24 protein-coding genes are annotated in these 25,385 nt (G+C 61.4%); 6 read left to right on the forward strand and 18 right to left on the reverse strand.

What is annotated here, in order from left to right; translation table 11 throughout:
* Positions 1-92: 92 nt before the first annotated feature.
* The gene (locus QF092_RS11170) at positions 93-1,265 is read right to left on the reverse strand and encodes an MFS transporter (protein ID WP_281463975.1); all 1,173 of its coding nucleotides are present in this window, start codon (positions 1,263-1,265) and stop codon (positions 93-95) included.
* A gap of 16 nt (positions 1,266-1,281) precedes the next feature.
* Entirely contained in the window at positions 1,282-2,523 is a 1,242-nt protein-coding gene (locus tag QF092_RS11175) for an MFS transporter (RefSeq protein WP_281463976.1), read from the reverse strand.
* 433 nt (positions 2,524-2,956) lie between these two features.
* Here QF092_RS11175 and QF092_RS11180 point away from each other — a divergent pair, with 433 nt between their 5' ends.
* Positions 2,957-4,564, forward strand: coding sequence for an alpha-glucosidase (locus QF092_RS11180; protein ID WP_281463977.1), 1,608 nt, complete (start codon positions 2,957-2,959; stop codon positions 4,562-4,564).
* On the opposite strand, the gene QF092_RS11185 is transcribed toward QF092_RS11180, so the two are convergent.
* The 8 genes from QF092_RS11185 to QF092_RS11220 form a co-directional block, all read right to left on the reverse strand.
* A complete protein-coding gene (locus QF092_RS11185) occupies positions 4,561-6,462 on the reverse strand; it encodes a beta-galactosidase (protein WP_281463978.1) in 1,902 nt (633 codons plus the stop codon). The two genes, QF092_RS11180 and QF092_RS11185, sit on opposite strands and share 4 nt — an antisense overlap.
* Positions 6,459-7,316: an SMP-30/gluconolactonase/LRE family protein gene (locus QF092_RS11190; protein ID WP_281463979.1), complete on the reverse strand. Its 858-nt coding sequence runs from the start codon at positions 7,314-7,316 to the stop codon at positions 6,459-6,461. Before QF092_RS11190 ends, QF092_RS11185 begins: the two co-directional genes overlap by 4 nt.
* A complete protein-coding gene (locus QF092_RS11195; protein WP_281463980.1) occupies positions 7,313-7,921 on the reverse strand; it encodes a 2-dehydro-3-deoxy-6-phosphogalactonate aldolase in 609 nt (202 codons plus the stop codon). The genes QF092_RS11190 and QF092_RS11195 overlap by 4 nt, the downstream gene beginning before the upstream one ends.
* Entirely contained in the window at positions 7,918-8,814 is an 897-nt protein-coding gene (locus QF092_RS11200) for a 2-dehydro-3-deoxygalactonokinase (RefSeq protein WP_281463981.1), read from the reverse strand. Before QF092_RS11200 ends, QF092_RS11195 begins: the two co-directional genes overlap by 4 nt.
* A 28-nt stretch (positions 8,815-8,842) precedes the next feature.
* The gene (locus QF092_RS11205) at positions 8,843-10,921 is read right to left on the reverse strand and encodes an alpha-galactosidase (protein ID WP_281463982.1); all 2,079 of its coding nucleotides are present in this window, start codon (positions 10,919-10,921) and stop codon (positions 8,843-8,845) included.
* Positions 10,918-11,763: a carbohydrate ABC transporter permease gene (locus tag QF092_RS11210; protein ID WP_281463983.1), complete on the reverse strand. Its 846-nt coding sequence runs from the start codon at positions 11,761-11,763 to the stop codon at positions 10,918-10,920. The genes QF092_RS11205 and QF092_RS11210 overlap by 4 nt, the downstream gene beginning before the upstream one ends.
* A gap of 1 nt (position 11,764) precedes the next feature.
* On the reverse strand, positions 11,765-12,667 hold the full coding sequence (locus QF092_RS11215; RefSeq protein WP_281463984.1) for a carbohydrate ABC transporter permease: 903 nt from the start codon (positions 12,665-12,667) through the stop codon (positions 11,765-11,767).
* Positions 12,668-12,763: 96 nt separating this feature from the next.
* On the reverse strand, positions 12,764-14,008 hold the full coding sequence (locus QF092_RS11220; protein WP_281463985.1) for an ABC transporter substrate-binding protein: 1,245 nt from the start codon (positions 14,006-14,008) through the stop codon (positions 12,764-12,766).
* 102 nt (positions 14,009-14,110) lie between these two features.
* On the opposite strand from QF092_RS11220, the gene QF092_RS11225 reads away from it, so the two are divergent.
* Both QF092_RS11225 and QF092_RS11230 read left to right on the forward strand, forming a co-directional pair.
* A complete protein-coding gene (locus QF092_RS11225; RefSeq protein WP_281463986.1) occupies positions 14,111-14,893 on the forward strand; it encodes an IclR family transcriptional regulator in 783 nt (260 codons plus the stop codon).
* A 14-nt stretch (positions 14,894-14,907) separates the two neighbouring features.
* Positions 14,908-15,963 (forward strand): ABC transporter ATP-binding protein, encoded by a 1,056-nt coding sequence (locus QF092_RS11230; protein WP_281463987.1) that lies wholly within the window; start codon positions 14,908-14,910, stop codon positions 15,961-15,963.
* A 3-nt stretch (positions 15,964-15,966) separates the two neighbouring features.
* Here the strand turns inward: QF092_RS11230 and trhO are convergent, their stop codons facing one another.
* Positions 15,967-16,869, reverse strand: a complete 903-nt coding sequence (gene trhO, locus QF092_RS11235) for an oxygen-dependent tRNA uridine(34) hydroxylase TrhO (protein ID WP_281463988.1) — start codon at positions 16,867-16,869, stop codon at positions 15,967-15,969.
* Between the two features lie 104 nt (positions 16,870-16,973).
* Here trhO and pncA point away from each other — a divergent pair, with 104 nt between their 5' ends.
* Complete coding sequence (gene pncA / locus QF092_RS11240) at positions 16,974-17,582, forward strand: bifunctional nicotinamidase/pyrazinamidase (RefSeq protein WP_281463989.1); 609 nt, start codon at positions 16,974-16,976, stop codon at positions 17,580-17,582.
* A gap of 1 nt (position 17,583) precedes the next feature.
* On the forward strand, positions 17,584-18,873 hold the full coding sequence (pncB, locus tag QF092_RS11245; RefSeq protein WP_281463990.1) for a nicotinate phosphoribosyltransferase: 1,290 nt from the start codon (positions 17,584-17,586) through the stop codon (positions 18,871-18,873).
* On the opposite strand, the gene QF092_RS11250 is transcribed toward pncB, so the two are convergent.
* The 7 genes from QF092_RS11250 to QF092_RS11280 form a co-directional block, all read right to left on the reverse strand.
* Complete coding sequence (locus QF092_RS11250; protein WP_281463991.1) at positions 18,870-19,799, reverse strand: phosphotransferase enzyme family protein; 930 nt, start codon at positions 19,797-19,799, stop codon at positions 18,870-18,872. The genes pncB and QF092_RS11250 overlap by 4 nt on opposite strands.
* Entirely contained in the window at positions 19,792-20,217 is a 426-nt protein-coding gene (gene arfB / locus QF092_RS11255) for an alternative ribosome rescue aminoacyl-tRNA hydrolase ArfB (RefSeq protein ID WP_281463992.1), read from the reverse strand. Before arfB ends, QF092_RS11250 begins: the two co-directional genes overlap by 8 nt.
* Positions 20,218-20,462: 245 nt before the next feature.
* A complete protein-coding gene (locus QF092_RS11260) occupies positions 20,463-21,086 on the reverse strand; it encodes a queuosine precursor transporter (RefSeq protein WP_281463993.1) in 624 nt (207 codons plus the stop codon).
* A 90-nt stretch (positions 21,087-21,176) separates the two neighbouring features.
* A complete protein-coding gene (locus QF092_RS11265; protein WP_281463994.1) occupies positions 21,177-22,085 on the reverse strand; it encodes an esterase-like activity of phytase family protein in 909 nt (302 codons plus the stop codon).
* Entirely contained in the window at positions 22,058-22,945 is an 888-nt protein-coding gene (mepA, locus tag QF092_RS11270) for a penicillin-insensitive murein endopeptidase (RefSeq protein ID WP_281463995.1), read from the reverse strand. The genes QF092_RS11265 and mepA overlap by 28 nt, the downstream gene beginning before the upstream one ends.
* Positions 22,945-24,315: an MFS transporter gene (locus tag QF092_RS11275; protein WP_281463996.1), complete on the reverse strand. Its 1,371-nt coding sequence runs from the start codon at positions 24,313-24,315 to the stop codon at positions 22,945-22,947. Before QF092_RS11275 ends, mepA begins: the two co-directional genes overlap by 1 nt.
* Positions 24,316-24,387: 72 nt before the next feature.
* Complete coding sequence (locus tag QF092_RS11280; protein WP_281463997.1) at positions 24,388-24,918, reverse strand: acyl-CoA thioesterase; 531 nt, start codon at positions 24,916-24,918, stop codon at positions 24,388-24,390.
* Between the two features lie 171 nt (positions 24,919-25,089).
* Between QF092_RS11280 and QF092_RS11285 the strand changes: the two genes are divergently transcribed.
* The gene (locus QF092_RS11285; RefSeq protein ID WP_281463998.1) at positions 25,090-25,377 is read left to right on the forward strand and encodes a YggT family protein; all 288 of its coding nucleotides are present in this window, start codon (positions 25,090-25,092) and stop codon (positions 25,375-25,377) included.
* Positions 25,378-25,385 lie beyond the last annotated feature (8 nt).

Consider the following 25,385-nt stretch of genomic DNA (forward strand, 5'->3'; position numbering starts at 1 on the left):
CTCCTTTTTCCGTCCCAATCCAACAGGGACGGGGCCGCATACCCCAAGCCGCGCAGCCGGAAAAGCGGATTCCGCAGCGCAGCGCCAATCCGTCAATCGGTGCGATCTTGCGAAAACAGATAGACCGCCATCCCCGCCGCCAGCACCACCGCAAAGAACAGGAATATCCCCTGATAGGGTGCCACCGCCGCGCCGCCCTCCAGCCCCGCATGGATCCGCCCCGTCACCCCCTGCGCCATACCCACCGCCCCGATCCCGAATAGATTGAGCAGCGTCACCCCCCGCCCCATAAGATGCGGCGGCACAAAGGCCCGGCCATGCGCCATCACCATCGGGAAGGACGCGCCGAAAAACCCAACCCCCGCCAGCAAGGCCAGCGTCACCCAGCCCCCCGCCGCAGGCATCGCCCAGAGACCCAAAAGGCACAGCAACACCCCAAGGTTCCCCCCGAAGATCAGCCATTTCCGCGTGCCCAGCACCCTGTCCAAGGGCCCATAGGCGAAATTGCCCGCCACCATCGCCCCGCCCATCACCAGCGTGGCCACCCCGATCGCCGCCGCCTCCGCCCCAAAAACATCGGCAAAATATGGCCCCACCCACAGCCCCCGCAGCCCCGCCGCAGGCGCATAGCAGGCGGCCATCATGATCAGTACGGGCCAAAGCGCGGGCATCCGCAGCAGGTCCAACAATGACCCGCGCGCGCGCCCCGCCACCTTTGGCGGATCGCGCACCAACAGGCCCAGTGCCAGCGCCACCGCCAGCGTCACCCCCGCCAGCCCCCACAGCGTGGCCCGCCAGCCAAAAGCCTCTACCGCCGCCGCCAAGGGCAGGCTCGATGCGATATTCCCCATCGACCCCACGCCGATCATCACGCCTGCCAGCGTGCCGAACACCGCTGGCGCATAGGTCCGGGCAAAGATGTAATAGGCCGCCATCAGCACAGGCGCACAGCCCACCCCGATCAAGGCCATGGCCAGCGTCACCGCCCCCGGCCCCTGCGCCATCGCAAAGACCGCGGCCCCACCCGCGCCCCCCACACCCAGCAGCACCGCCGCCGTCAACCGCGGCCCCACCCGGTCCAGCGCCGACCCCACCGGGATCTGCATCGCCGCAAAGACCAGAAACCAAACCCCCGACGCCCGCGCCAGATCCTCTGGCCCTGCCCCGATCTCAACCCCCAGCGCCGGTGCAAGCACCGCCAGAAACGCCCTGTAGAACTGCGACAGCACATAGGCCGCCACCAGTGCGACGATACCCGCAATCATTCCGATGAATCCCTGCTCACGCCGCCGCCGTCACCGGCCCTCGGGTCTCGCGCACCGGCAGATGGACGATGGCCGAAAACGCTCCTACCCCCACGCCGATCCACCAGACCAGCGTATAGCCCCCTGTGATGTCATACATCATGCCGCCCAGCCAGACGCCAAGGAACCCGCCGATCTGATGGCTGAGGAAGACCACGCCATAGAGCGTGCCCATATAGCGCAACCCGTAAAGATGCGCGACCAACCCGCTCGTCAGCGGCACCGTGGCCAGCCAAAGGGCCCCCATCACGGCAGAAAACACCAGCACGGACTCAGGCGTGATCGGCAACAGGATGAACACCGCCGCCGCAATCGTTCGCCCCGTATAGATGCCTGCCAGCAGGTATTTCTTCGTATATCTCTTCCCCAACCACCCGGCGAGGATGGTGCCCGCGATATTGAACAGCCCGATGGTCGCAATCGACACCGCGCCCAGCGCCGATGTCGTCGTGATCCCCATCCCCGCGATCATGCCGCCCGGATCAATCGGCCCGCACAACTCCGTCACAAAGGCCGGGAAATGCGCCGTGATGAAGGCCAGCTGATAGCCGCAGGAGAAAAAGCCAAGGAAGATCAGCGTATAGGACGGGTCCTTGAAGGCCCGCTTCAGCACGACCCCCATGCTTTCCTCCAACTCCGCCTTGCTCGCCACCTTGGGCGACCGGATGAAGGGCAGCGCAAAGAGCGATGCCAAGATCACCACGGCAAAGATCAGGAACACCTCCTGCCAGCTATAGGATTGCAGCAGGAACTCCGCCACCGGCGCGCCGATCACTTGCCCCGCCGACCCCGCCGCCGTGGCAATGCCCAGCGCCATGGACCGGTTCTCCGCGCTCGCCGCCCGCCCCACAATGGCCAGCACCACGCCAAACCCCGTCCCTGCGATGCCAAAGCCCACAAGGATTTCCAAAAGCTGCATCTGCCCCGGCGTGATCGCCCAAGCCGAAAGCACCAGCCCCGCCGCATACATCAAGGCCCCGGCCACGATGGCCTTGCGATCCCCAAACCGCTCCGCCACTGCGCCAAACAGCGGCTGCCCAATCCCCCAGGCCAAGTTCTGCACCGCAATCGCCAGCGAAAACTCCGCCCGCGCCCAGCCGAACTCTTCCGCGATGGGGATCTGGAACACCCCGAAACTCGCCCGGATGGCGAAACCCAGCATCAGGATCACGCAACCCGCAATCAAGACGGGCGTGATAAGGGGGGCGCTGCGCGTCATGGACGGAACCTCTGTCAGACCCCCACCTTCTCGGCCCGACAGGTCAGAAGGTCAAATGCAGATTTGTGATGCAGACAATCCAGCCGTGCCAAGCACCACGCCTGCCCCTTCATCTTGGTCCAAATACTCAAAAAGACCTTTCCACCCGCGCCACGCTGGACTGAAGAAACCCTTCCCCCACCGCGCGCTCCGTGGCCACAGTTTGCGGCACAAAAGACGGCACAAAACAGGGCACAGGACGTGCGGGCCTTCTCACCCCGCCCCGTTCAAGGATTGCTTAATTCTTCCTCACTTCTGCGCCCTTTGCGTGCCCACAGAATGCTGCACAAAAGGCGGCACAAAACAGGGCACAGTCGATGTCGCCCTTTCCCCTGTCCAAAGCCCCCCCAAGCCGCTATCGCTGAGGGCAGGGATTTATCCACTAGGGGGGCGCATGGCAGGGCAAGATTGGTGGAAAGGGGCCGTCACCTATCAGGTCTATCCCCGCTCGTTTCAGGATAGCAATGGCGACGGAATAGGCGATCTTCCCGGCATCACCGCCCGCCTTCCCCATATCGCCGACCTTGGCGTCGATGCCATCTGGCTTTCACCGATCTTCACCTCACCCATGCGCGACATGGGCTATGATGTCAGCGATTACACCGAAATCGACCCCACCTTCGGCACCCTTCAGGACTTCGATACGCTGATCGCCCGCGCCCATGATCTTGGCCTGAAAATCATTATTGATCAGGTTCTTAGCCATTGCTCAGATCAACATCCCTTCTTCACCGAAAGCCGCGCCAGCCGGGACAATCCCCGCGCCGACTGGTTCGTCTGGGCCGATCCCAAGAAGGATGGCACCGCCCCCACCAACTGGCTCTCCGTCTTCGGCGGCAGTGCATGGACATGGGACGCGCGGCGCAAGCAATACTACCTGCACAACTTCCTCTCCGAACAGCCCGACTTCAACTTCCACAACCCGGCAGTGCAGGACTGGCACCTTGCCAATATGCGCTTCTGGCTGGACCGCGGCGTGGACGGCTTCCGCTTTGACACCGCCAACTATTTCTTCCACGACCCGCAACTGCGTGACAATCCTGCCGATTTCCGTGAAAAATCAAGGCCTGACGGCAACCCGTATGAGATGCAATATCATCTCTTCGACAAGAACCGCCCCGAAACAACTGGCTGGATGGAACGCATCCGCACCCTGCTAAACAGCTACGAAGCCCGCGCCTCGGTGGGCGAAGTGGGCGACAGCCACCACGCCATTCGCCTGATGGGCGAATACACGGGGCCATCCCGACTGCATCAATGCTACAGCTTTGAAATGATGGGGCCCGATTACGCCCCCGCCGTTTTTCAAAGCAAAATCAGTAATTTCTTTGATGGCGCCCCGAATGGTTGGCCGATGTGGGCCTTCTCGAACCATGACGTTCCCCGCCATGTCACCCGCTGGTCGCGACATGGTGCCTCACAGGATGTGCTGGCCAAGCAGGCCGCCGCGCTGATCCTGTCCTTCGAAGGCTCGATCTGCCTCTGGCAGGGCGAGGAATTGGGTCAGACCGATACCGACCTTGCCTTCCACGAACTGACCGATCCGCAAGGCATCGCCTTCTGGCCCGAACCTGTGGGGCGCGACAACACCCGCACCCCCATGGTCTGGGACGGGACGGCAAATGGCGGCTTCACCACGGGCAAGCCTTGGCTGCCCGTGAACCCCCCGCAACTGGCCCGCAACGTCGCAGCACAGGTGCAAGATGCTGAAAGCGTTCTGAATTTCTACAAGGCCATGCTGCGTTTCCGGCGCGAAACGCCGGCGCTCAAGACCGGTCGCACCCGTTTTCTCGACCTTCCCGATCCTGTGCTGGGCTTCCTGCGCGGCGATGATCTGGCCTGCATCTTCAACCTGTCACCGACCGAGGTAACCGTCAGGGTCAAAGACTTGGCCGCGCTTATCGGCCCAACCCGCGCCGCAACGATCCATGGCGAAAGCCTGACCCTTGGTCCCAATGGCGTGGCCTTCGCCACGGTCACGAATCCGATAGAGGCGCCCTAAAGCGCCTCCCAATGCACCCCGGCGGGCGGGATCACCACGCCCCCCCATTCCACCGGAACGGGGTTGTAGTTGAACCAGAAGCGATGGCTTTCGCTATCGCGCCGCCGCAACCCTTCGGGCAAAGCCTCGACCGAAATCCCCTGCGACGCGCACAGCCCCGCCAAAATACGATCCAGCACGCCATCCTCCGGCCAGCCGCCCAGATAGTGCAAGCCACCCGCCCGGATCAGCGCAGGCCAACCATCGGCAGCGCGCTCCACAACCTCGGCGCTGCCTTCGATTTTCTCACGCCAATGCAACAGGTTACCCCCGCCCTCCAGTGGCACGGGCACATCCGGCGGCAAGCTTTCCACCCGCGCGACCACCGCCTCCAGCCCCGGCAAATTGGGCGGCAGCGGCACGGGCGTGGCGAATTCCGCCGTCTTGGCATTGCTGCGTGGCCCAATCAGTGCAGCGCCCTTGAACCGCTCCAGCGCGGCAAGGAAGGCGTCGGACAAAGTCGCCACACCGGGGGCCAGCACCAGCTTGTATCCCGACAAGTCCGCCACATCTGGCGGCAGGATATCCACGTTCAACCCCAACCGCCTCAGGCCCCGGTAAAAGGCAAAGACCAGCCGGAAATAATCGAAATCTCGCCCCTGCGGCTGCGTCTGCCACGCCCATGCGCTGGCATAGTCAAACACCACAGCCACATCCGCCCGCGCCGTGCTGACCTCTGGCATAGCAGCCAGTTCCCGCGCCACTTCCCCCGCCTCTTCAAAGGCCTGCGCAGGCGCGCTATCGGGGCGCAGCAGCCCCGCATGCATCTGCTCTTGCGCGAAAGGAGCCTGCCGCCAGCGGAAGTAGCACACCGCCTCCGCCCCATGGGCAAAGGCCTCCCATGCCCAAAGCCGCGCCATCCCCGGCAGCGGGTCGGCATTCCACGGGGCCCAGTTTACTGGCCCCGGCTGCTGTTCCATGATCCACCACCGTCCCCGCCCCACGGCGCGATACAGGTCGTGGTGGAAGGCCTGAAAATCCGGGTCCCCCTGCCGCACAAAGCGCCGCTTATGCTCTGCCGTCACCTCCAACCGATCAGACAGGAACCCCAGCGGATAGGCATCCCAAGACGCGATATCCAAATCCGCCCCAACGGCGAAATGGTCGAATTCCGTGATGCGACCCATATAATTATGGGCAATCGGCGCGGCCGAGAGTTTGCGGATGATCTCGGTCTGCACCCGATTGAAAGCCGCCACCTCATCGCTCGCGAAGCGCCGGAAGGCCATCACATGCGACGGGTTCGCCTCGGTAACTGTCAGATTGGGCAGGCCAATCTCGTCGAAAGAGGAATATTCCATCGACCAGAACACATTACCCCAAGCGCGGTTAAGCGCCTGCGGACTCTGATACCGCTGCGCCAACCATTCGCGGAACGCCTGCTTGGCCGCGTCGGAATAGCTCAGCACCGTGTCATGGCAACCATATTCATTATCGGTCTGCCACGCCGCCACATGCGGGTTCCGCCCATAGCGCCGCGCCAGTTCCGTCACGATCCGCGCCGATTCCGCGCGATAGCCGCGATGGGAAAAGCAGTAATGCCGGCGCGACCCGAACCCCCTTGGTCGCCCCTCTGCATCCACCGCCAGCATGTCGGGATGCCGGTCGAGCATCCAGCGCGGCGGCGTCGCCGTGGGCGTGCCCAGCACCACCTTCAGCCCCGCCTTGCCCAATGTGTCGATCGCCCGATCCAGCCAGTCCCACTCAAACCGTCCCGGTTCCGGTTCCATCCGGCTCCACGCGAATTCACCAATCCGGACCCAGGTCAGGCCCAGATCCGCCATTCGGGCGGCATCCTCGGCCCATTTCTCTTCCGGCCAATGTTCGGGATAGTAGCAGACGCCAAGCGTGCGTTTCACAAGATCACCTGTGGTTCGGGCAGTCCCCGGCCAATGCCTTGAACCGCAAAGGTCTTTCCGGCCTCTGGATCGGCGGCAAGCGCCGCCGCATCCATCCCCTCACGGGCCGTTGTGCAGAACAATGTCGCCAATCCCTCTCCCCCAAAGGCCGGGCAAGAGGTCTGCGTTGCCCCCATCGACACCGCCGTCAGGAACCGCCCGTCGGGGGCATAACTGGCCACCCGCCCTGCCCCCCATTGCGCGTTCCAAAGATTGCCTTCCGCATCCACCACCGCACCATCGGGCAGAATGCCCTCGGCACTCAGGTCGACAAAGGTTTCCGGGTTACCAACGGGCCAGCCATCGGCATCCAGCGCCACCCGCTGAATGCGGTGGGTCAGAGTGTCCGAGAAATGCGCAAATCTCCCGTCGGGGCTGAAACAGATCGAATTCGGGATTGTAAGGCCCGGAAACATCCGCCGCATCTCGCCGCGATACCAGCGCCAGATCGATCCGCGTCCGGGGTCATTTCCACCCCGCTTGCCCATCGTCCCGATCCAGAACCCGCCTTGCCGATCCGCCCGCCCATCATTCGATCGCGTTCCGGGATCGTCGGCCTCAAGGTCGGCAACCGTCTCGATTTCTTCTGTCTCCAGGTCAAACAGGAACAAGTCCCGTTCCCCTGCGATCAAAAGCACATCCCGGCTCACCCAACCCGCCGCAGAAACCATCTCGACAAAAGACCAGGTCCGTGCCGCGCCATCCTCGATGGAATGCAGCTTTTTCCCAAGGATATCGAACCAGAAGAACTGCCGCCGCAATGGATGCCAAAAGGCTCCCTCGCCCAGCTCGCAGACCCGCGCATCAAAGATCATCCCACGGCCTCGTCATAGGCTGCCACGATCCGCGCGGCACGCGCGGCCACCTCGGCGACCGAAAGCCCCGGCTGAAAAAGCGCGGTTCCGATCCCGAACCCATCCACCCCGGCCTTGATCCACTGGGCGAAATTATCGGCCCCCGCCCCACCCACGGCATAGACCTGACAGCCCTTTGGCAGCACGGCGCGCATCGCCTTTACCCCATCCGGCCCGATCAAGCTGGCAGGGAAAATCTTCAACCCGTCCGCCCCAGCCTTCAGCGCGGCAAAACATTCCGTCGGCGTCATCACCCCTGGCCAGCTCTGCAACCCCCGCGCCTTGGTCGCCCGGATGACTTCAGCATCGCAATTCGGCGACACGATCAGCCGTCCGCCCGCATCTGCCACTTCGCCAACGTCAGCAACCATCAGCACCGTGCCTGCCCCGATGATGGCATGGGTGCCCAGCGCCTTTACCATCGCCGCGATTGAGGTGACGGGATGCGGGCTGTTCAGCGGAACCTCAATCGAGGTGATCCCCGCCTTTACCAAGGCCTCCGCCATGGGCACGGCCTCTTCCGGGGTGATCCCGCGCAGGATGGCGATGATCTTCCGTTCCGTCATGCGTTCACCTTTGCCCGTGTCATGAGCAACCCCGCCAGAACGGCATCGCCGCCCTTCACCACCCGGGCCTCTACACCCAACCCCTTCAAAGCACGCGCGTAAGAAGCTGAAATGGCTTCCGACCCGACGATCACCACCGCCTGACCCAACCAATATGGCCGCGCCGCCGCCAGTTCCATCCCGATCAAAAGGCCCGACAACCGCGCCCGCGCCGAAGCCGCCGCAAGCCCGGCAATCAGTCCCTCGGCACGAATTGAGAACAGCCGCGCCCCGATCCGTTCCGGCCGCGACAACGCATCCGACACCGCCGCATCAAAGGCCGCCTCGTCCCAGCCATCTCCCTGCAAGCCATGCCGCAGGACCGATGCCTGCGACAGTAGCGCGAACATCTCGCCCGTCAGAAAGGTCTGGAAACTCACCACCTCGCCCGCGCTCAGATGGGCCCATTTGGAATGGGTGCCGGGCAGGCAGACAACCCCATCGAACCCCTGGCGAAGGGCCAGCACCCCTGCGATTTGCGTCTCTTCCCCCCGCATCACATCGGCGGGCTGCACCTGTTTCAGGCCGGGCACCAGCCGCACACGGATGCGCCCATCCCGCGTGGGTGCCGTCACCAGCGTTGCGGGGTCCAGCGGCGTGCAAGGAACGGCGCGATAGGGCGCTTCGTGCCAACCTTGACGGCTGCCCACCATCCCGCAGGCAATCACCTCGGTCACACGCCCTTCCGTCAGCCAAGGGTCAATCAAGTGCAACAAGGCCGGTTCGAACCCGTCCCGATCCAGCCGCCCCATCCCGTCATCCGATGTGGATTGCGCGACGATGCCGTCGCGCCCCATCGCAAAGGCGCGCAGATTGGTGGTGCCCCAGTCGACCGCGATCCATTCCACCGTCATCGTTCCGCCTTCCCTAAGGCCGACCTCGTCAAAGCCGTTCGCCTTCCACAACCCAGATCGTCGCAGGCCAAGCCACAGGCAACAGCAGCCCGCGCTGCATCAACGCTTGCCCCGACAGGGTCAAGGGCCCGGACTTTATCGCATTCGGCCCCCGCGATTGCGGCGGCGCATCCTCTGGGTTGACCAGACGCACCCGATACAGCGCCTTCGGATCCAACCCGGTCAGCCGAAGGGGACGCGGCAAAATCTGGACACTCGTCCCCTCCTGCCCCGCGAACAGGACAAAGCGCCCACCATCCTCCGCAATCTGCATTTCGGCGATAACGGCAGGATCGTCGCTGTCCAGCCGATGGATTGTCCCCGCCATCATCCAATCGCGATTGGCCTTCCACCATGCCGTCACGGATTTCAGGGTGGCCGCCTCTTCCGCCGTCAGTGTCCGCAAATCCATTTCGAACCCGAAATGCCGCTGCGCCGCGATCCAAGCGCGAAACGACATCGGCAGCACCCGACCCGCCGTATGGCTGCGCCGCGCGCCGACATGGCTGCCCGTCACCGCCGCAGGCAGAAACAGCGCCGCGTCGTTCTGCATCCGCAAGCGTTCGATCCCGTCGATACTGTCCGACAACCAGACACGCTGCGTATGGGCAAGGATGCCCGCATCAATACGCCCACCGCCGCTTGCACAGCTTTCGATCTCCACCTCGGGATGCGATTTGCGCAGGGCCGACAGCAGCTCATAAATCCCCCGCGTCTGCGCCGCATCCACGACGGGCAACAGGCGGTTATGGTCCCATTTGATGTAATCAACGGGATATGTGGCCAGAATGTCCGACACCGCGTTGAACAGATATTCCCGCACCTCGGCCTTTGACAGGTCAAGCACCATCTGGTTCCGCCCCGCCACCTGATCAGCAGGACCAAGCATCCAGTCAGGATGGGCGCGCATCAGTTCGCTGTCGGGGTTCACCATCTCCGGCTCGAACCACAGGCCGAAAGTCATGCCCAGCCGATGCACATGGGCAATCAGCGGGTGCAGACCATCAGGCCATTTCCGGCGGTCCACCGTCCAATCACCCAGAGACGTGGTGTCGTCATCCCGCAGCCCGAACCATCCGTCATCCAGCACAAAACGCTCGGCCCCCATTTCGGCGGCGCGGTCGGCGATGGCGGAAAGGTCAGCAAGGTTGTGGCCGAAATAGATCGCTTCCCAGCAGTTGTAATGCACCGGGCGCGGGCGCCGCGGATCGGGCCACGTCACCACCCGGTCGCGGATATCGCGCTGGAAGGTCGCGCCAATCCCGTTCAACCCCGCCCCTGACCAAAGCGCCAAAAGCTCTGCCGTCTGGAAATGCTGCCCCGGCTGCGTTTCGGCCCCCCAAGCATGGCCGAACTGCACCTGCCGCCGACCATCCGGCAATTCCTCGGCCACCATCCGATGCCCGCCCGACCAACCATAGTGCAGGGCCCAAGCCGCTCCCTGCATATTCGTCGCCCCAGCCCCGGCAAAAATCGCATAAGGCGGATGTTCATGCCCCGACCGCCCCGTCCGCGCCTCGCGCAGGCGGATGCCGGGGGTCCATGCCACGCGGTTCAGATGAAACTCGCGCGTCCATTTGCCATGGACATCAATGATGTCCCCCTCCTGCGGCGCAGGCAGGACAGGGGCCGCCATCCAATGCAGGCGCACCGGCTGTTTGGCATCAAGCAGCGTCCTCAGGCCGATCACACCCGTTGGATAGGCCCGCAACTCATGCGTCAGACGCAACCCTTCCGCCACGCTGACAAGGCGCAGATGGCCAGACTCTTCTTCCACCCGCTCAAAAGTGAACTGCGGCGAAAGCGGCGTGCCATCCGCGGCCGCCAGAACCAGCCCCGGCTGCCCCTGGAAGGCTCGCCCCGCCTCAGGGCAAAGGGAAAGCGCCGGCAACGCATCCAGCATTCCGCCTGTCAGATCGTGACGCGCAGCGGAAGCAAGCGCCACAAGATCCTCGTCCTCTGGCAGGCGCGCGCCCCACCAGATCACCTCGGGGATGCCGCCCGAAGTCGTCAGGGCGATGGTCTGGGCCTGATCGCCTGAACCGGCATCCAGCCTGAACTCCGTCACTTCACCGCCCCCAATGTCAGGCCCGCGATGAAATGCTTCTGCATCAGGAAGAACATCAGAACCGGCGGCAGGGCTGCAAGGATCGACCCGGCCGATACCAGATGCCACGCCGCCACCCATTGGCCGTTCAACGAAGAAAGACCCGCCGTGATCGGTTGCGCCTCAGGGCTAGAGGTAAGCACCGTGGCCCAGAAGAAGTCATTCCAGATGAAGGTGAAGACCAAAACCGAAAGCGCCGCGATGGCAGGCCGCATCAGGGGCAGCACGATGAACCAGAAGATACGCCACTCGGCCACGCCTTCGACGCGCGCCGCTTCAATAAGTTCGTAAGGAAGTGCCTTGATAAAGTTCCGCATGAACAGCGTGCAGAACCCCGTCTGGAACGCGATGTGGAACAAGGCCAACCCGTGATAGCTGTTATACATCCCCAAACTCAGCGTCAGATCGCGCACTGGCACCATCAAGATCTGGAACGGCACGAAGTTCCCTGCCACGAACATGAAGAACAGGATCAGGTTGCCGCGAAAGCGATAGACCGCCAGCGCAAACCCGGTCATGAGAGACAGCGCCACAGCCCCGATCACCGTCGGGATCGTGACGATAAAGCTGTTCAGGATATATTTCCCCATCGGCGTGTTGCGGAACACATCCGCATAATTCTCAAACGCAAGGTAAGAGGGCATGCCGAAATAGTTTCCCTGCGCAAGGTCGGATGCCGGACGCACGGATGTCGCCGCCACCCCGATCAGGGGCAGCAACCACAGAACCAGCGCCGCAGGCAAAGCGATCTTGTACATCCACTGGACGGCGGGGGCGGTTTGTTCGATCGGTCTGGGGAACATCTCAGCGCTCCGTCTCGTCGCGCCACATCTTCCAGATGAAGCCCGAAATGAAGACCATCATGATCGCGAACAGAACAACCGCGATGGCCGCGCCATACCCCATGCGATACCCATATTCCGAAAGGGCCTGCTCATACATGTAAAAGGACAGCACGCGCGACGATCCAAAGGGCCCGCCCGTTGTCATGATCGACACAAGGTCAAAGGACCGCAGCGCCCCGATTACCGTCACCACCACCGCGATAAACGTCGCCGGGCGCAACTGCGGCAGGATCACATACCACAACATCCGCCAGCCCTTTGCGCCATCCAGACGCGCGGCCTCTACCTGATCGGGGGCGACGTTGTTCAGGCCTGTCAGATAAAGAATCATCACATAGGCGATCTGCGGCCACAGACCGGCGGCAATGATGCCGTAGGTCACGAAATCCTCTTCCGCCAGAATCGCGATTCCGGTGCCCGTTAACTTTTCGATAATAATATAGAACAGGCCGAAATTCGGCGCGTAGAACCACGAAAAAATCAAGCCCACAACGACCTGAGATATTACAAAAGGAAAGAAAAACAAAGACTTATACAGTCTTATTCCGCGAACACTCTGGTTGAGGAAGATCGCCACCAAAAGGCCTGCGGGAACCGCCAAAAGATAAAGGACAAGCCAGATCACGTTGTTCTTTAACGAAGTGATAAAGGCCGGGTCGGTCCAAAGTTCCTGAAAATTCCCAAACCCGATGAACCGCCCGGTGAACTCACCCTCGCGATTATAAAGTCCGTCCCAATCATACAGCGAAAGAAGCAGGCTCTCACCGATCGGCCAGATCACATAGACAAGGAACATGAACAGGCCGGGGGCAAGGAACAGCCATGGCGCAAGGTTGCGCTGGGTAAAGGTCCGTTCGGACATGGCGACCTCTGGCGATGTGCGGGGCGAAATGCCCCAGAGGCGAACCTCTGGGGCAAGTTGGAACGGGCGCGAAACGTTCCGCGCCCGCTGGGAGGTTTATTGATAGACGCGCTGACGCACGGACTCGAGCCGCTCAAGGATCGCGTCAAGGTTCTCGGGCTTCACCATGAACTCCTGGAACCCTTCCATGCCCGCCTTCGCCATTTCCGCCGGCGCGTCACGGTCGAAGAACTGCGCCAAAGCATAGGCCGAGGACAGCGACTCAAACCCGGCCGAGATGAAGGGATCGTCCGCCGCCACCGTCGAATTCTTGTTGGTGGGCAGCTGGCCGATGGCCGCATTCAGCTTGGTCTGCGCATCCGCCGAAGCAACGAAGGCAAGGAACTTCTTCGCATCGTCTACGTTCTGCGCACCCGCCGGAATATGGATCGTATCCGTCGGGGCCTCTTCGGCGCGCGGGATGCCGGGGGTGATTTCCGGGAACACCATGAAGCCGAGGTTGTCATTCGTCATGCCGCCTTCCTTGAAGACGCCCACGGCGAAATTGCCCATCACGTAGTTCGCAGCCTTGCCTTGCACCAGCAGCGCTGCCGCATCCTGCCAATCGATCGCCGCATGGTTGGCGGTGATGTAGGGCTGGATCTTGGCGAATTCGGCAAAGACCTTGCGCACCGACTCATCGGTCCATGCGATCTTTCCGGCGGTCAGATCCATATGCCATTCATAGCCATTGGTCCGCAGCGACAGATAGTCAAAGATACCCGCTCCGGGCCAAAGCGCCTTTGTCCCGGTGGTGATGCAGTCGATCCCAGCCCCTTTCAGCGCTTCGCAGTTGGCAAGGAACTGCTCCCAAGTCACGCCGCCATCGGGCGCTTCAAGACCCGCAGCCTTGTAGGCGTCGCGGTTATAGTAGATGCCCCACTGATAGTAAGTGTAGGGAATGCCCCACTGCTTGCCATCGATGGTCATCGACGCTTTGGCAGAACCCAGCTGTTCGCCAAGGTTGTTGGCCTCCCAGACGTCGGTCACGTCCATGAACTGCCCCGCGGCGACAAAGGGGGCCATCCGGTTCCCGGCATACCAGTTCGCCAAGTCCGGCGCATCGGCAGTCAGGAAGTTGCGGATCGCCGTCTTATACCCTTCGTGATCGAAGTTGTTCAGCTCAACATCAATATCCGGGTTCGCCGCCTCGAAATCCGCGATCAGCGCTTCCATCGCGGCAAGCGGGATCGGGTCATAGTCGGCGTTGTATTTCAGGACGCGCTTGTCCTGTGCAACTGCCGCCGTAGACAGCAGCAATGCCGCCGTCAGCGCCACAGCGCCCTTCGCGTAACGGACCATCGGTTTCCTCCCTGTGTGGTTCCATTATGTGAAACTTAGTCTTGAATATTGAAAACTATGCGGCCTATCCTCTATGCTGTCAACAGGGATGGATAGGCGATCATGTCGGCAGAGCAGGGCGATGGAACAGTTGGCAAAGCGCTCGACGTGCTCGACATGGTCGCAGCCGCAGGTCGCCCCGTGCGCTTTACCGAACTGCTTGCAACCTCAGCCTATCCCAAGGCCACGCTCTACCGATTGATCCAGACACTGACGCATCAAAGCATGCTGTCCTATGATCCGGATCGCCAAACCTATGCCCTTGGCGTGCGGCTTGTAAGGCTGGCCCATGCGGCGTGGGCAACCTCATCGCTTGCCCCCATTGCCCGCCCCTATCTTGATGATTTGGCTGCGGAAACTGGGGAAACAGTTCACCTTGCACAACTGGATAATGGGCAGGTGCTTTACGTTGACAAACGCAACGCGGCAAAGCCCGTCGAGATGTTTGCGCAGGCGGGCAAGGTGGGCCCCGCCTATTGCACAGGGGTAGGCAAGGCCATGCTGGCCTTCCTGCCCGATGAAGCTTTGGAGCGTGCGCTGCAACGCCAAAGTTTCCATCGCTTTACCCCGCATACGCTGGACCAACCCGCAGCCCTTAAGGCAGAGCTTGAAGCGATTCGCCTGCGCGGCCACGCCTTCGACCGGGAAGAACATGAACCGGGAATCATTTGCTGCGCTGTCCCAATTCTGACGCGCACAGGCAGGGTGATCGGGGCCCTTTCCGTCACCTCCACAACGGCGCGAACGTCGCTTGCTGAACTGGAGGCAGGGGCTGGACGCATCAAGGACACGGCGGCCCGGATTGCGGCCGAGGCGGAAAGCTGGCGCTTTCCGGAACAGGGATAATCAGGGAGGGACGCATGTCTGGGGTCACGCTGCAAAAGGTTGTAAAACGATTTGGCGAGGCGCAGGTCATCCATGGGGTCGATCTAACCATCGAGGACGGCGAATTCTGTGTCTTCGTCGGCCCCTCTGGCTGCGGGAAATCCACGCTTCTGCGCATGGTGGCAGGGCTGGAAGAAACCTCTGAGGGCACCATTCGGATTGGCAACCGCGATGTGACCAAGGCTGACCCGTCAGAGCGGGGCGTGGCGATGGTGTTTCAGACTTACGCGCTTTATCCCCATATGACAGTTGCCGAAAACATGGGTTTCGGCCTGAAGATGACCGGCCATCCTAAGGCCGAGATCGACAGGAAGGTGGCGGAGGCTGCCCGTATCCTAAAGCTTGACGAACTTCTGTCCCGTAAACCAAAGGCCCTTTCGGGCGGTCAGCGACAGCGCGTCGCGATCGGACGCGCCATCGTTCGGGGGCCGGAGGTCTTTCTTTTCGATGAACCGCTGTCGAACCTAGATGCCGAATTGCGGGTCGAGATGCGGGTCGAAATTGCCCGGCTTCACCGCGAGATCGGTGCCACCATGATCTATGTTACCCATGATCAGGTGGAAGCGATGACACTGGCCGACAAGATCGTCGTCCTGCGCAAGGGCAAGGTGGAACAGGTCGGCAAACCATTGGAACTGTATCATAATCCCGACAATCGCTTTGTCGCTGGCTTCATTGGCAGCCCTGCCATGAACTTTGTGGCAGGCAGTGTTGAGACAGCAGGTCGAGTAGCGGCGGCCGGACTGGGCACAGCCGTTTCGGCAGAGGTCGCCCTTCCGGGGGCAGGCGCAAAGGTTGAGGTCGGGCTTCGGCCACAGCATCTTCGGGTCGAGGATGGCAGCACACATCGTGTCGAGATGACCGAGGCCTTGGGCGGCGTCAGCTATATCCATGTGGCCGCCTCAACGGGGGAAAAACTGGTAATCGAGGCGAAAGGCGATGTAATCCCGAAGATTGGTACGCAGGTTGGGATTGGGTTTGATGCCGCTGACGCCCTTTTCTTCAGCGAGGCAGGGTTGCGCCTGCGTTAACCGTCACGCCCCGAGGTGCGGTTCGCCACGCGCCTCGGCCAGTTTCATCTGGCGTTGGCGTTCACGGAAACGGGCACGATCGTCGGCCGAGTATTCGTCCTTGCACGCGGGGCAGCAAACACCTTCCTCATAATTCGGGTCGGCACGGCCTTCGGGCGTGACGGGACGACGGCATGCCCCACAAGAAGTAAGGCAGCCGGGAACCAATCCGTGGCCAACTGAGACGCGCTGATCGAAAACGAAGCATTCGCCCTGCCAGAGGGATTGATCGCGCGGCACATCTTCAAGATATTTCAGAATGCCACCCTTCAGGTGGTAAACTTCTTCAATTCCTTGTTTTAAAAGGAAATTCGTCGATTTTTCACACCGAATTCCACCCGTACAAAACATCGCGATTCGCTTGTTGTGAAAGCGGTCTTTGTTCGCCTCCCACCATGCGGGGAACTGGCTGAAGCTGCGTGTGCCGGGATCTATGGCACCATCGAAAGTGCCAATGGCGACCTCGTAATCATTTCGGGTATCGATGACGGCGACATCCGGAGCCTTGATCAAGGCATTCCATTCGGCGGGCGAGACATAGTTGCCGACACGCGCCTTCGGATCAATATCGGGTAGGCCCATGGTGACGATTTCACGCTTTACCTTCACCTTCATCTTGCCGAAGGGCATTGTGGAGGCGTGGCTTTCCTTCCAATCAAGTTCAGCACAGCCCGGAAGGGTGCGGATATAATCGAGGACGGTGTCAATCCCTGCCCGTGATCCTGCGATCGTGCCGTTGATCCCTTCGCCGGCAAGAAGCAGCGATCCTTTCACGCCCTCGGTCACGCAAAGGTCCATAAGCGGCACACGCAACGCGGCCGGATCGGGGAAACGGGTGAAATGATATAGAGCGGCGACCGTTAGCATGATCTGGGGATGCACCCGTTTCTTTTGCGATTCAAGCCGTTCCCATTGACGCAGGGGCGGGCGTTTCCTAGGCAAGGGGAATTGTCATTGCCGCGAGGTCCAAAATGCGCCCCGACGACGAAGCCTTGATCGTTATCGACATCCAGAACGATTTTTGCCCCGGCGGCGCGCTGGCAGTGACGGAAGGCAATAAAATCATCGATCGCGTGAACGGGTTGATGGATGACTATCATACGGTCGTCCTGACGCAGGACTGGCATCCTGCCGACCATTCTTCCTTTGCGTCCAATCATCCGGGTCATGGCCCGTTCGAAACCCTAACAATGCCTTATGGTGCGCAGACGCTCTGGCCCGACCATTGTGTGCAAGGCACAACTGGCGCAGAATTCCATCCCGATCTGCGGACCGATCCAGCCAATTTGATCATCCGGAAAGGATTTCGCACCGCGATCGACAGCTATTCCGCCTTTTTCGAGAATGACCGTAGCACGACAACGGGCCTGAATGGTTACCTGAGCGAACGGGGGATCAGAGCGGTCACCTTTGTCGGTTTGGCGACAGATTACTGCGTGGCTTATTCGGCGCTGGACGCGGCGCGGCTTGGCCTGCGCGCGCGTGTTCTGCTGGGCGCTTGCCGGGGTATCGACCTTGGCGGATCACTGGCAAGGATGACGGAAGAGATGCGCGCAGCCGGCGTCGCGCTGGAGGAGTGACTTGGTCGATATCGCCACACGGGTGCACAACCACAATTGGAAGATCGACCCGATCGTCCGATCGCTGATCGACACCGATTTTTACAAATTGCTGATGTGCCAATCCGTCTTTCGCAATAAACCGGAGACGACCGTCACCTTCTCGCTTATCAATCGCAGCACTTCGGTGCGGCTGGCCGATCTGATTGATGAGGGAGAGTTGCGCGAACAGTTGGATCATGTGCGATCCTTGTCGCTTTCGCGTGGGGAAAGCACATGGCTGCGCGGGAACATGTTCTATGGCAAACGCCAGATGTTCCGCCCCGATTTCATGGAATGGTTCGAGGCACTTAGACTGCCGCCCTACCATTTGGAAAAGCGGGATGGCCAATATGAACTGACTTTTGAAGGATCGTGGCCTGAGGTCATGCTGTGGGAGATTCCCGCTTTGGCCGTGCTAATGGAATTAAGATCGCGCGCAGTTCTGAAAGGGATGGGCAAGTTTGAGTTGCAGGTCCTCTACGCCCGGGCGATGACCCGGCTATGGGAAAAGATTGAACGCTTGAAGGGCCTAGAGACACTGAAGATCGCGGATTTCGGGACGCGGCGGCGGCATTCGTTCCTGTGGCAGGATTGGTGCGTTCAGGCGATGCAGGAGGGGCTGGGACAGACCTTCATCGGCACATCAAACTGCCGGATTGCGATGAAGCGGGATATCGAGGCGATCGGCACCAATGCGCATGAATTGCCGATGGTCTATTCGGCCTTGGCGGAAAGCGATGCGGAACTGGCACAGGCCCCATATCAGGTGCTGGCCGATTGGCATGAAGAGCACGATGGCAATCTTCGGATCATCCTGCCTGATACATATGGAACAGAAGGTTTCCTGCGGAATGCGCCGGATTGGTTAACGACCTGGACGGGTATTCGAATTGATTCCGGCGATCCAGCACAAGGGGCCGAGACTGCCATCCGCTGGTGGAAGGCAAGGGGTGAGGATCCGACGCAGAAACTGGTGATCTTTTCGGACGGGTTGGATGTTGAGAAGATCGAAGAACTGCATCGGCAATTTCATGGACGGGTGAAGGTGTCCTTCGGTTGGGGCACCATGCTGACGAATGATTTCCGGGGTTTAGCAGGGGATCGGCTGGCGCCCTTTAGCCTTGTTTGCAAGGCGGTTTCGGCCAATGGGCGGCCTACGGTGAAACTGTCGGACAACCCCAACAAGGCGATGGGACCGCCTGCGGAAATCGCGCGCTACAAGCGCGTTTTCGGTGTGGGGGAACAGAAGGCGGTGGAGGTGGTGGTTTAGCCGAGGAGGCGGCGGATGATGAGGTCGGCGCGGGCAAGGTGGCTTTGGTGGATCGGGTCGTCGGGGGACAGTCGAGGGATCGTCCAGCCGACCGAGGCAAGGATGCGCGCCATCGTGAAAATCTCCACCATTTCAACATCTTCTGTGCCATACCCGGCCATCAGGGCATCGCGGAGATCGTCGCGGGCGGGTTCGTATTGGTTTTGCGACAGGACTGTGCCCAGATCATAAAGGCGGAAGCCGAAACCGCTGTCGTCGAAATCGATCAGCGCCACATCCCCTTGAAAAACAAACACATTTTCACGCAAGACATCGGCGTGGATCAATCCGAAACCACCGCTGTCAGCGGCGTGCCGGGCTATCATCGTTTGTGCCGTTTTTCGTGCAGCAAACTGTGCAGACATTTGTGCATACGATGCGCGTGGGTGTTCCCAGAAACGCCCCCACAGCGGAGCCTCGCCCATCAGACCGTCTAGATCCCATGAGGGGCGGGAAAAGTCGTCCGGCAGGGTCAATCGATCGCTGCTATCGTGCAGTTGCCTGAGCAGGCGACCGATCTGAAAATGAAGGTCGATCTGTTCGGTTACGGGCTGAGGTAACGGCTGGCCTGCCTTGCCAATCGGTGCCCCTTCAAGCCATCGGATGGCAGAGGCGTGACGGCCATCGGGGAGTGTGGCCAGAAGATCGCCGGAAGGCAGGGGAAGCGGTGCCGGGGCGGGCAGTCCGCGGGCCGAGAGCGCGTCGCACCACCAGAGCTCGGACCGGATCGCCACGGCGTCCTGATACCCCGCGCGGTGCAGGCGCAGGGCAGCGCGGCCCCCTTCGGGCAGCGCCATTTCGTAGACGGCGTTTTCGCGCGCGCCGATCAGGCGGGTGACATTGCCTTGCCAGAGCGCAGCTGCCGCAGTGGGGAGAGGATCAATCATCCTCGCCCTCGACCTTGCCACGCAACGACTTTACCTCGCCCCGCTGGGTTTTGGCGGCAAGGCGGCGGCGCTGGCTTCCCAGCGTTGGCTTGGTGGCGATACGGCGTTTCGGGGCAACAAGCGCCTGGCGGATCAGGTCGGCCAACCTTTCACGCGCAATCTCGCGGTTGCGGGCCTGACTGCGGGTTTCGTCGACCTGAAGGACAATGGCGCCCTCGGTCGTCCAACGCCGCCCGGCCAGCCGTTTGAGACGTGCCTTCACCGGGGCGGGGAGATGGGGGGAACGCTCTGCCTCGAACCGCAGTTCGACGGCGGTTGAGACCTTGTTCACGTTCTGCCCGCCGGGGCCGGAGGAACGGATGAACTGTTCCGTCAACTCCCAATCCGCGAGGGCGATGGTGTCGGTGATGCGCAACATGGGCAGCCCGGTGATAAGAGAAAGGGTCGCCTGAACGGCGACCCTTTCCGAGATCCAAGGAGATGGGCCAGTTAGGTTTCAAGCCCAATCAGGTAGACTGTCGACTGAGGGGCTGCCCTCAGAAAACGATCCTCCTGACTGTCCCGACACCTCTCTCCAATGTAGCTCTAGACACTGGATCACCTCCTTTCAATGGGTTTCAGATAGGGGGAGGGTGACACAGATTTTGTGTTCGTCAACAGATTTTACGCAACCCTTGCTGCAAAACGGTAGATCGCAAGGCGAAACGGCAACAATGCGATCAGATCTACGGCGATCTTTACCAACCAGTCCGCAAAGCCCAAAGATACCCAGAACGGCACCTGTGGCCCGAAGCCCAAAAGGGCCATCGGCTCTGCCGCCCAAGACACGTCGTTACTGGGTTCCAGCACGGTAAGCATGGTCGAAAAGGCGATGGAGAAGAAGATCGCCGTATCGACGGAAGACCCCACAAAGGTCGAGATGAAGGGGGCCTGCCACCATGCGCGATGGCGCAGGCGGTCGAAGATGAGCACATCGATCAGCTGAGCGGTCAGGAATGCGATGCCCGAACCAAGCGCGACGCGCATGGTCACAAGCGGACCGAATTCGCCGATGATCTGGGTGCCAATCGCCGAACAGGCAAGGCCCGTGGCAAAGCCCGCATAGACGACGCGGCGGGCGGCGGCGGCACCTTCCAGGCGATTGACGATATCAGAGACGAGGAAGGCCAAAGGATAGGTAAAGGCCCCCCAGGTGAGCCAGGTGCCAATGGGGTATTGCACGAGGATGTTGGAGGCCACGACAACGACGGTCATGGCGAGAACGCCGAAAAGCGAGATGCGGGTCATGTCAGGTTTTCCGTTTTGACAAGGTCGCGGAGACTTGGCCCCCCGGGCATCGAAGGACGGTGGCTGCGTTACGCCTGGCAGAAAGGTCTGTCAATCGGCGGAATGGGATGGGATGCGGTATTCGACAATCTCGGTCGTCTGGAAGAAATAGAAATTGTCGTCCGAGATCATTGTCAGGCGCAAATCACCATCCGGCGCGCGCCAGACCGAGATGCTTTCCAGATTGTCATGCTGGCCTACGCTGCTTTGCATTTCGGTGCGTTCGTCGGACAGGCCGGAGTCCGAAAGGGCAAAGCTGCGCACCCGCGAGGCAAACCCGGTCACCCCGTGAAATTCGCGCTCTAACAGGTAGAAGCGCCCATCCGGGCCAATATCGGCACCGACGGCCAGAAATCCGCCGTCGCGACGCAGGGCAAAAGGCTGATCCCATTTGCCGTCGCGGTAACGCCAGATCGGGAAGGGGCGGGTCAGTTCGCCGGACCGCTCTGGCAAGGTATAGATGGTGCCATCCGCGCCAATGGCCAAAGCTTCAAGTGCCGAGTTGCGCTGCATCCGGGCGAATTCACGCGGGGTGACCAGGTTTCGGGCAGGACCGTCGAGTGTGTCGTAATGCAGGACGCGGGGGATTTGTTCGAAAGAGATGTAGAAGCTGCCATCCGGTGCCCGTGCCAGACCTTCGGCATCCCCGCGGCCACGGGCAAGCGCCGCCTCGAACCGGCCACGGAGAAAGCGCATTGGTTGCGCGTTCATCGCGGTGATGCGGCCTTCGTCGTCGCGGAGGATGGTGCCTTGAGTCCACCAGCCCTTGTCAGTGATAGCCCAGAAGGATTGACCATCATCAGACAGTTCGATGCCGGAAAAGCCACCGAATTCGGCAACCTCAATCCGCCACGGAATGGCAGAAACAAAGCCTTCGGGATAGGGTTGGCTGGCGCTGCCTTGAAGGCCAAGGACCAGAAACAGCCCCGCCGTCAGGGCGAAGACAGGACGTTTCGGCATTGCTTGGGCAGGTCGGCAAGGGTGTAGTCGCGCGGGCCGCGCGGGCGGGGCGCGGGCTTCGCGTTGGGGTCCGGTTTGGGGTTCAGATAGGCGTCAGACACCCACCACATTAAGGTTTCGTCGCAACCGTCGCCGCCATTGGACAATTCCTTGACGCTGGGCGTTTGGGTTTCGCAATGGCGTGCGCCTCGGGGGCATTTCAAGCGGAGGTGGAAATGGGTGTCATGGCCTGCGACGGGGCGGATCTTTTGCAACCAGTCACGATCAGCGCGCGTGGCGGTCTTGCACATCTCGATCTTCACGGCGGCAGCGACGAAGATGCGATCAACGCGGTTGTCCGAGGCGGCGGCGCGCAAAAGCGCGTGGTGCGACGGCGTCCAGTTGTCGGTGACGCTGCGCTGGTCGGCAGAGCGGACGGGAATGGAGGAGATATCCTCACGCTCTTGCCGTGACAGGTTAAGGCGGCGCGGGGGCAGCATCCAGACATCGGCATCCAGACCAATCTGGTGCGAGGCGTGGCCGCTGGTCATCGGGCCGCCGCGGGGTTGGCTGATATCGCCGATATAGAGGCCAGCCCAGCCGACCTGCGTGGCGGCGCGGCTAAGATCGACGAGGACATCGATCATCACCGGGTGGCCCCAGTTGCGGTTGCGCGAGAGGCGCATGGCCTGCCATGTGGGGCCGGATTCAGGCAGTTGGACAAGGCCATCCGCGCAGCCCTTGGCATAGCTGCCATAGGGCATGGGGCGGTTGGACGTGGGCAGGTCGGCGGCACCGAACAACTGGTTCGCCTTGGTTTCGGCCTGTGCGGGAAGCGCAAGGGCCGCCACGAGGAAACATACTGCCAATCGTCTGAACATCACGCCTGCTCGCCCTTTGCCCGGACGAAGAATAGCAGAACAAGGCCGATCAGGAACATCACGATCAGCGGAGAGATGCCGATGCGCTGCGATCCGCTGATCGTGGTGGCCAGCGCGATGAGGGCGGGTGAGATGAAGGAGGCGACCTTGCCCGAAAGCGCGAAAAGGCCGAAGGCTTCGGTCGCGCGGTCAGGGGTGGTGTGGCGGACCATCATGGTGCGCGAGGCGGCCTGAAGCGCGCCGCCCGCCGCGCCGATCAGCGCACCGCAGGCAAAGAAGATGTCGTCCGAAATCGACGAGGCAGGGTCAAGCGGGATGCCCCAGACCTGTTCACGCGTCATGCCGACAATGATGATGCAGACAAAGATCAGCACCACGATGCAGAAGGCGATCACGGGCTTTGGTCCGAAACGGCGGTCGGCCTTGCCGCCAATCCAGCTAGCGACCATCGCGGTGAGGGCCCCCACCACGCCAAAGACACCGATTTGCACGATCTCCCACCCCAGAACGCCGGAGGCGTAGACGCCGCCAAAGCCATAAAGGGCATTCAGCGCGTCGCGATAGAAAAGCGAGGAAGCGAGGTAGGCCGACAGGCTGCCGCGATAGCGGAGCGAGGCGAGAAGGTCACGCAGGCTGGCGAAGGCGCGGCCCAGATGCAGCGGGCGGCGTTCCGTTCGGGGTTCGCGAACCCAAAGGAAGAAGGGGATCATGAAGACCGCATACCAGATCGCGGTGAAGGGGCCGACGGCGCGGGTACCTTCGCGCGCCTCTGGATCAAGGCCGAAAAGGGGGTCAAGGCCAATCAGCGTTTTCCCCGTCGCGCTGTTTTCGGCGAAGAGAAGCAGCATGATGGCCAGAGACAAGACGCCACCAAGATAGCCGAAGGCAAAGCCCGAACCGGAGATTGCGCCCATATCATCGCGATCGGACAGGCTTGGCATCAGGGCGTTGGTGAAGATGGTGGCGAATTCCATCCCGATGAAGCCAAGCCCGAAAAAGGCAACGGCCCAGAACAGGTTATCCCCGCCCGGTGCGATATACCAAAGCGCAAAAGAGCCAATGATGTAGAAGGCCGAGAAGAACCACACCCAGATCAGGCGCCGACCCGTGCTATCTGCGATGGCCCCAAGGAAGGGCGCGAGGATGGCGATCAGGACAGAGGAAATGGCAAGCCCCGCCCCCCAATAGGCCTGCGCGGCGGCCCCGGCAGCATCGGCATCCAGGCCTTCGGCCATGTAATAGCCGCGGGCGATTTCCGCGAAATAGGGGCCGAAAATAAAGGTCAAAAGCAGGGTATTATAGGGCTGGCTGGCCCAATCGAAGAACCACCAGCCCCAGATGCGCTTTTTCGCGCTGACCGTGTCTGCCATGACTGCCCCCTGCCCCATAGGCCTTTTCGCGTGATTGAATCGCGAATCCACCCGTCGCGCAAGCGCGGCGTTTCACCGGGCGGGCGGCCAAGGGCGGCGATCTTCGGCGGCGATCCAAGCCTGAACGAAATCTGGCAAGGGCGGGCTTTGGGTCGGCTGGCCTAGTGCAATCAGAACCCGTTCCGGCGCGACGATACCGTCCTTTGAGGTGACCGCAGAACGGATAATCTGATGGCTGGTGCAATCGTCGCCCCGCCACATGGACTGTTCAAGATAAAGGAAGCGGTGATCCCAGCCGATGCAGCGGCTGTGCATTGTCACCCGATCAAAGGCGCGGACGCGGCGGCGATAGCGGACGCTGTTCCCTGCCACGGTAAGGCCCCAGCCGTTGGCGATCAGAACACGCTTTAACCCCGTGCGAATACCAAGCGGGATACGGCCAAGATCATAGAGCGTGAGCGTCCGGCCATTGTTCAGCTCCACCCATGGATCAAGATCCCACGGCCAGCACATGTGCCGACTGACATGTGTACCAAGGATCGGAAGCGGGGGGGCGTTGCGGAACTTCCACAACTCTTTCGCCATGCGGAGGAAGGGATACATCGGCACTCTCCTATCGGAACCCCGGTTGCCCCGAAGCCGTGGCAAGGTCAAGGCGTGACGCTGCGACCATGGACTTGCATGATTTCGCGCAGCTTGGCGCGCAGAAGGCGTTGCGAAATGCCCGGTCTGCGGCTAGGTCTGACACAAGCCATAGTATGTGGAGGCCTCAAGATGACCTCGATCCTGCAAATTCTGCTGTTGATCCTTGATATCGCGCAATGGATCATTCTTGCCCATATCATCATGAGCTGGCTGATCAACTTTCAGGTTCTGAACCTGCGGCAGCAGTTGGTGGCGCAGATCTGGGACGGGTTGAACCGCATCCTTGAGCCGATCTATTCCCGCGTCCGTTCGGTGCTGCCCAATCTGGGCGGGATCGACCTTGCGCCCTTGGTTGTGCTGATCGGGGTCTATGCCTTGCGCATCATCCTGATCAACAACGCTGCGGCCTTCTACTGAGTTCAACC

Source organism: Fuscovulum ytuae (assembly GCF_029953595.1).
Lineage (GTDB): Bacteria > Pseudomonadota > Alphaproteobacteria > Rhodobacterales > Rhodobacteraceae > Paragemmobacter > Paragemmobacter ytuae.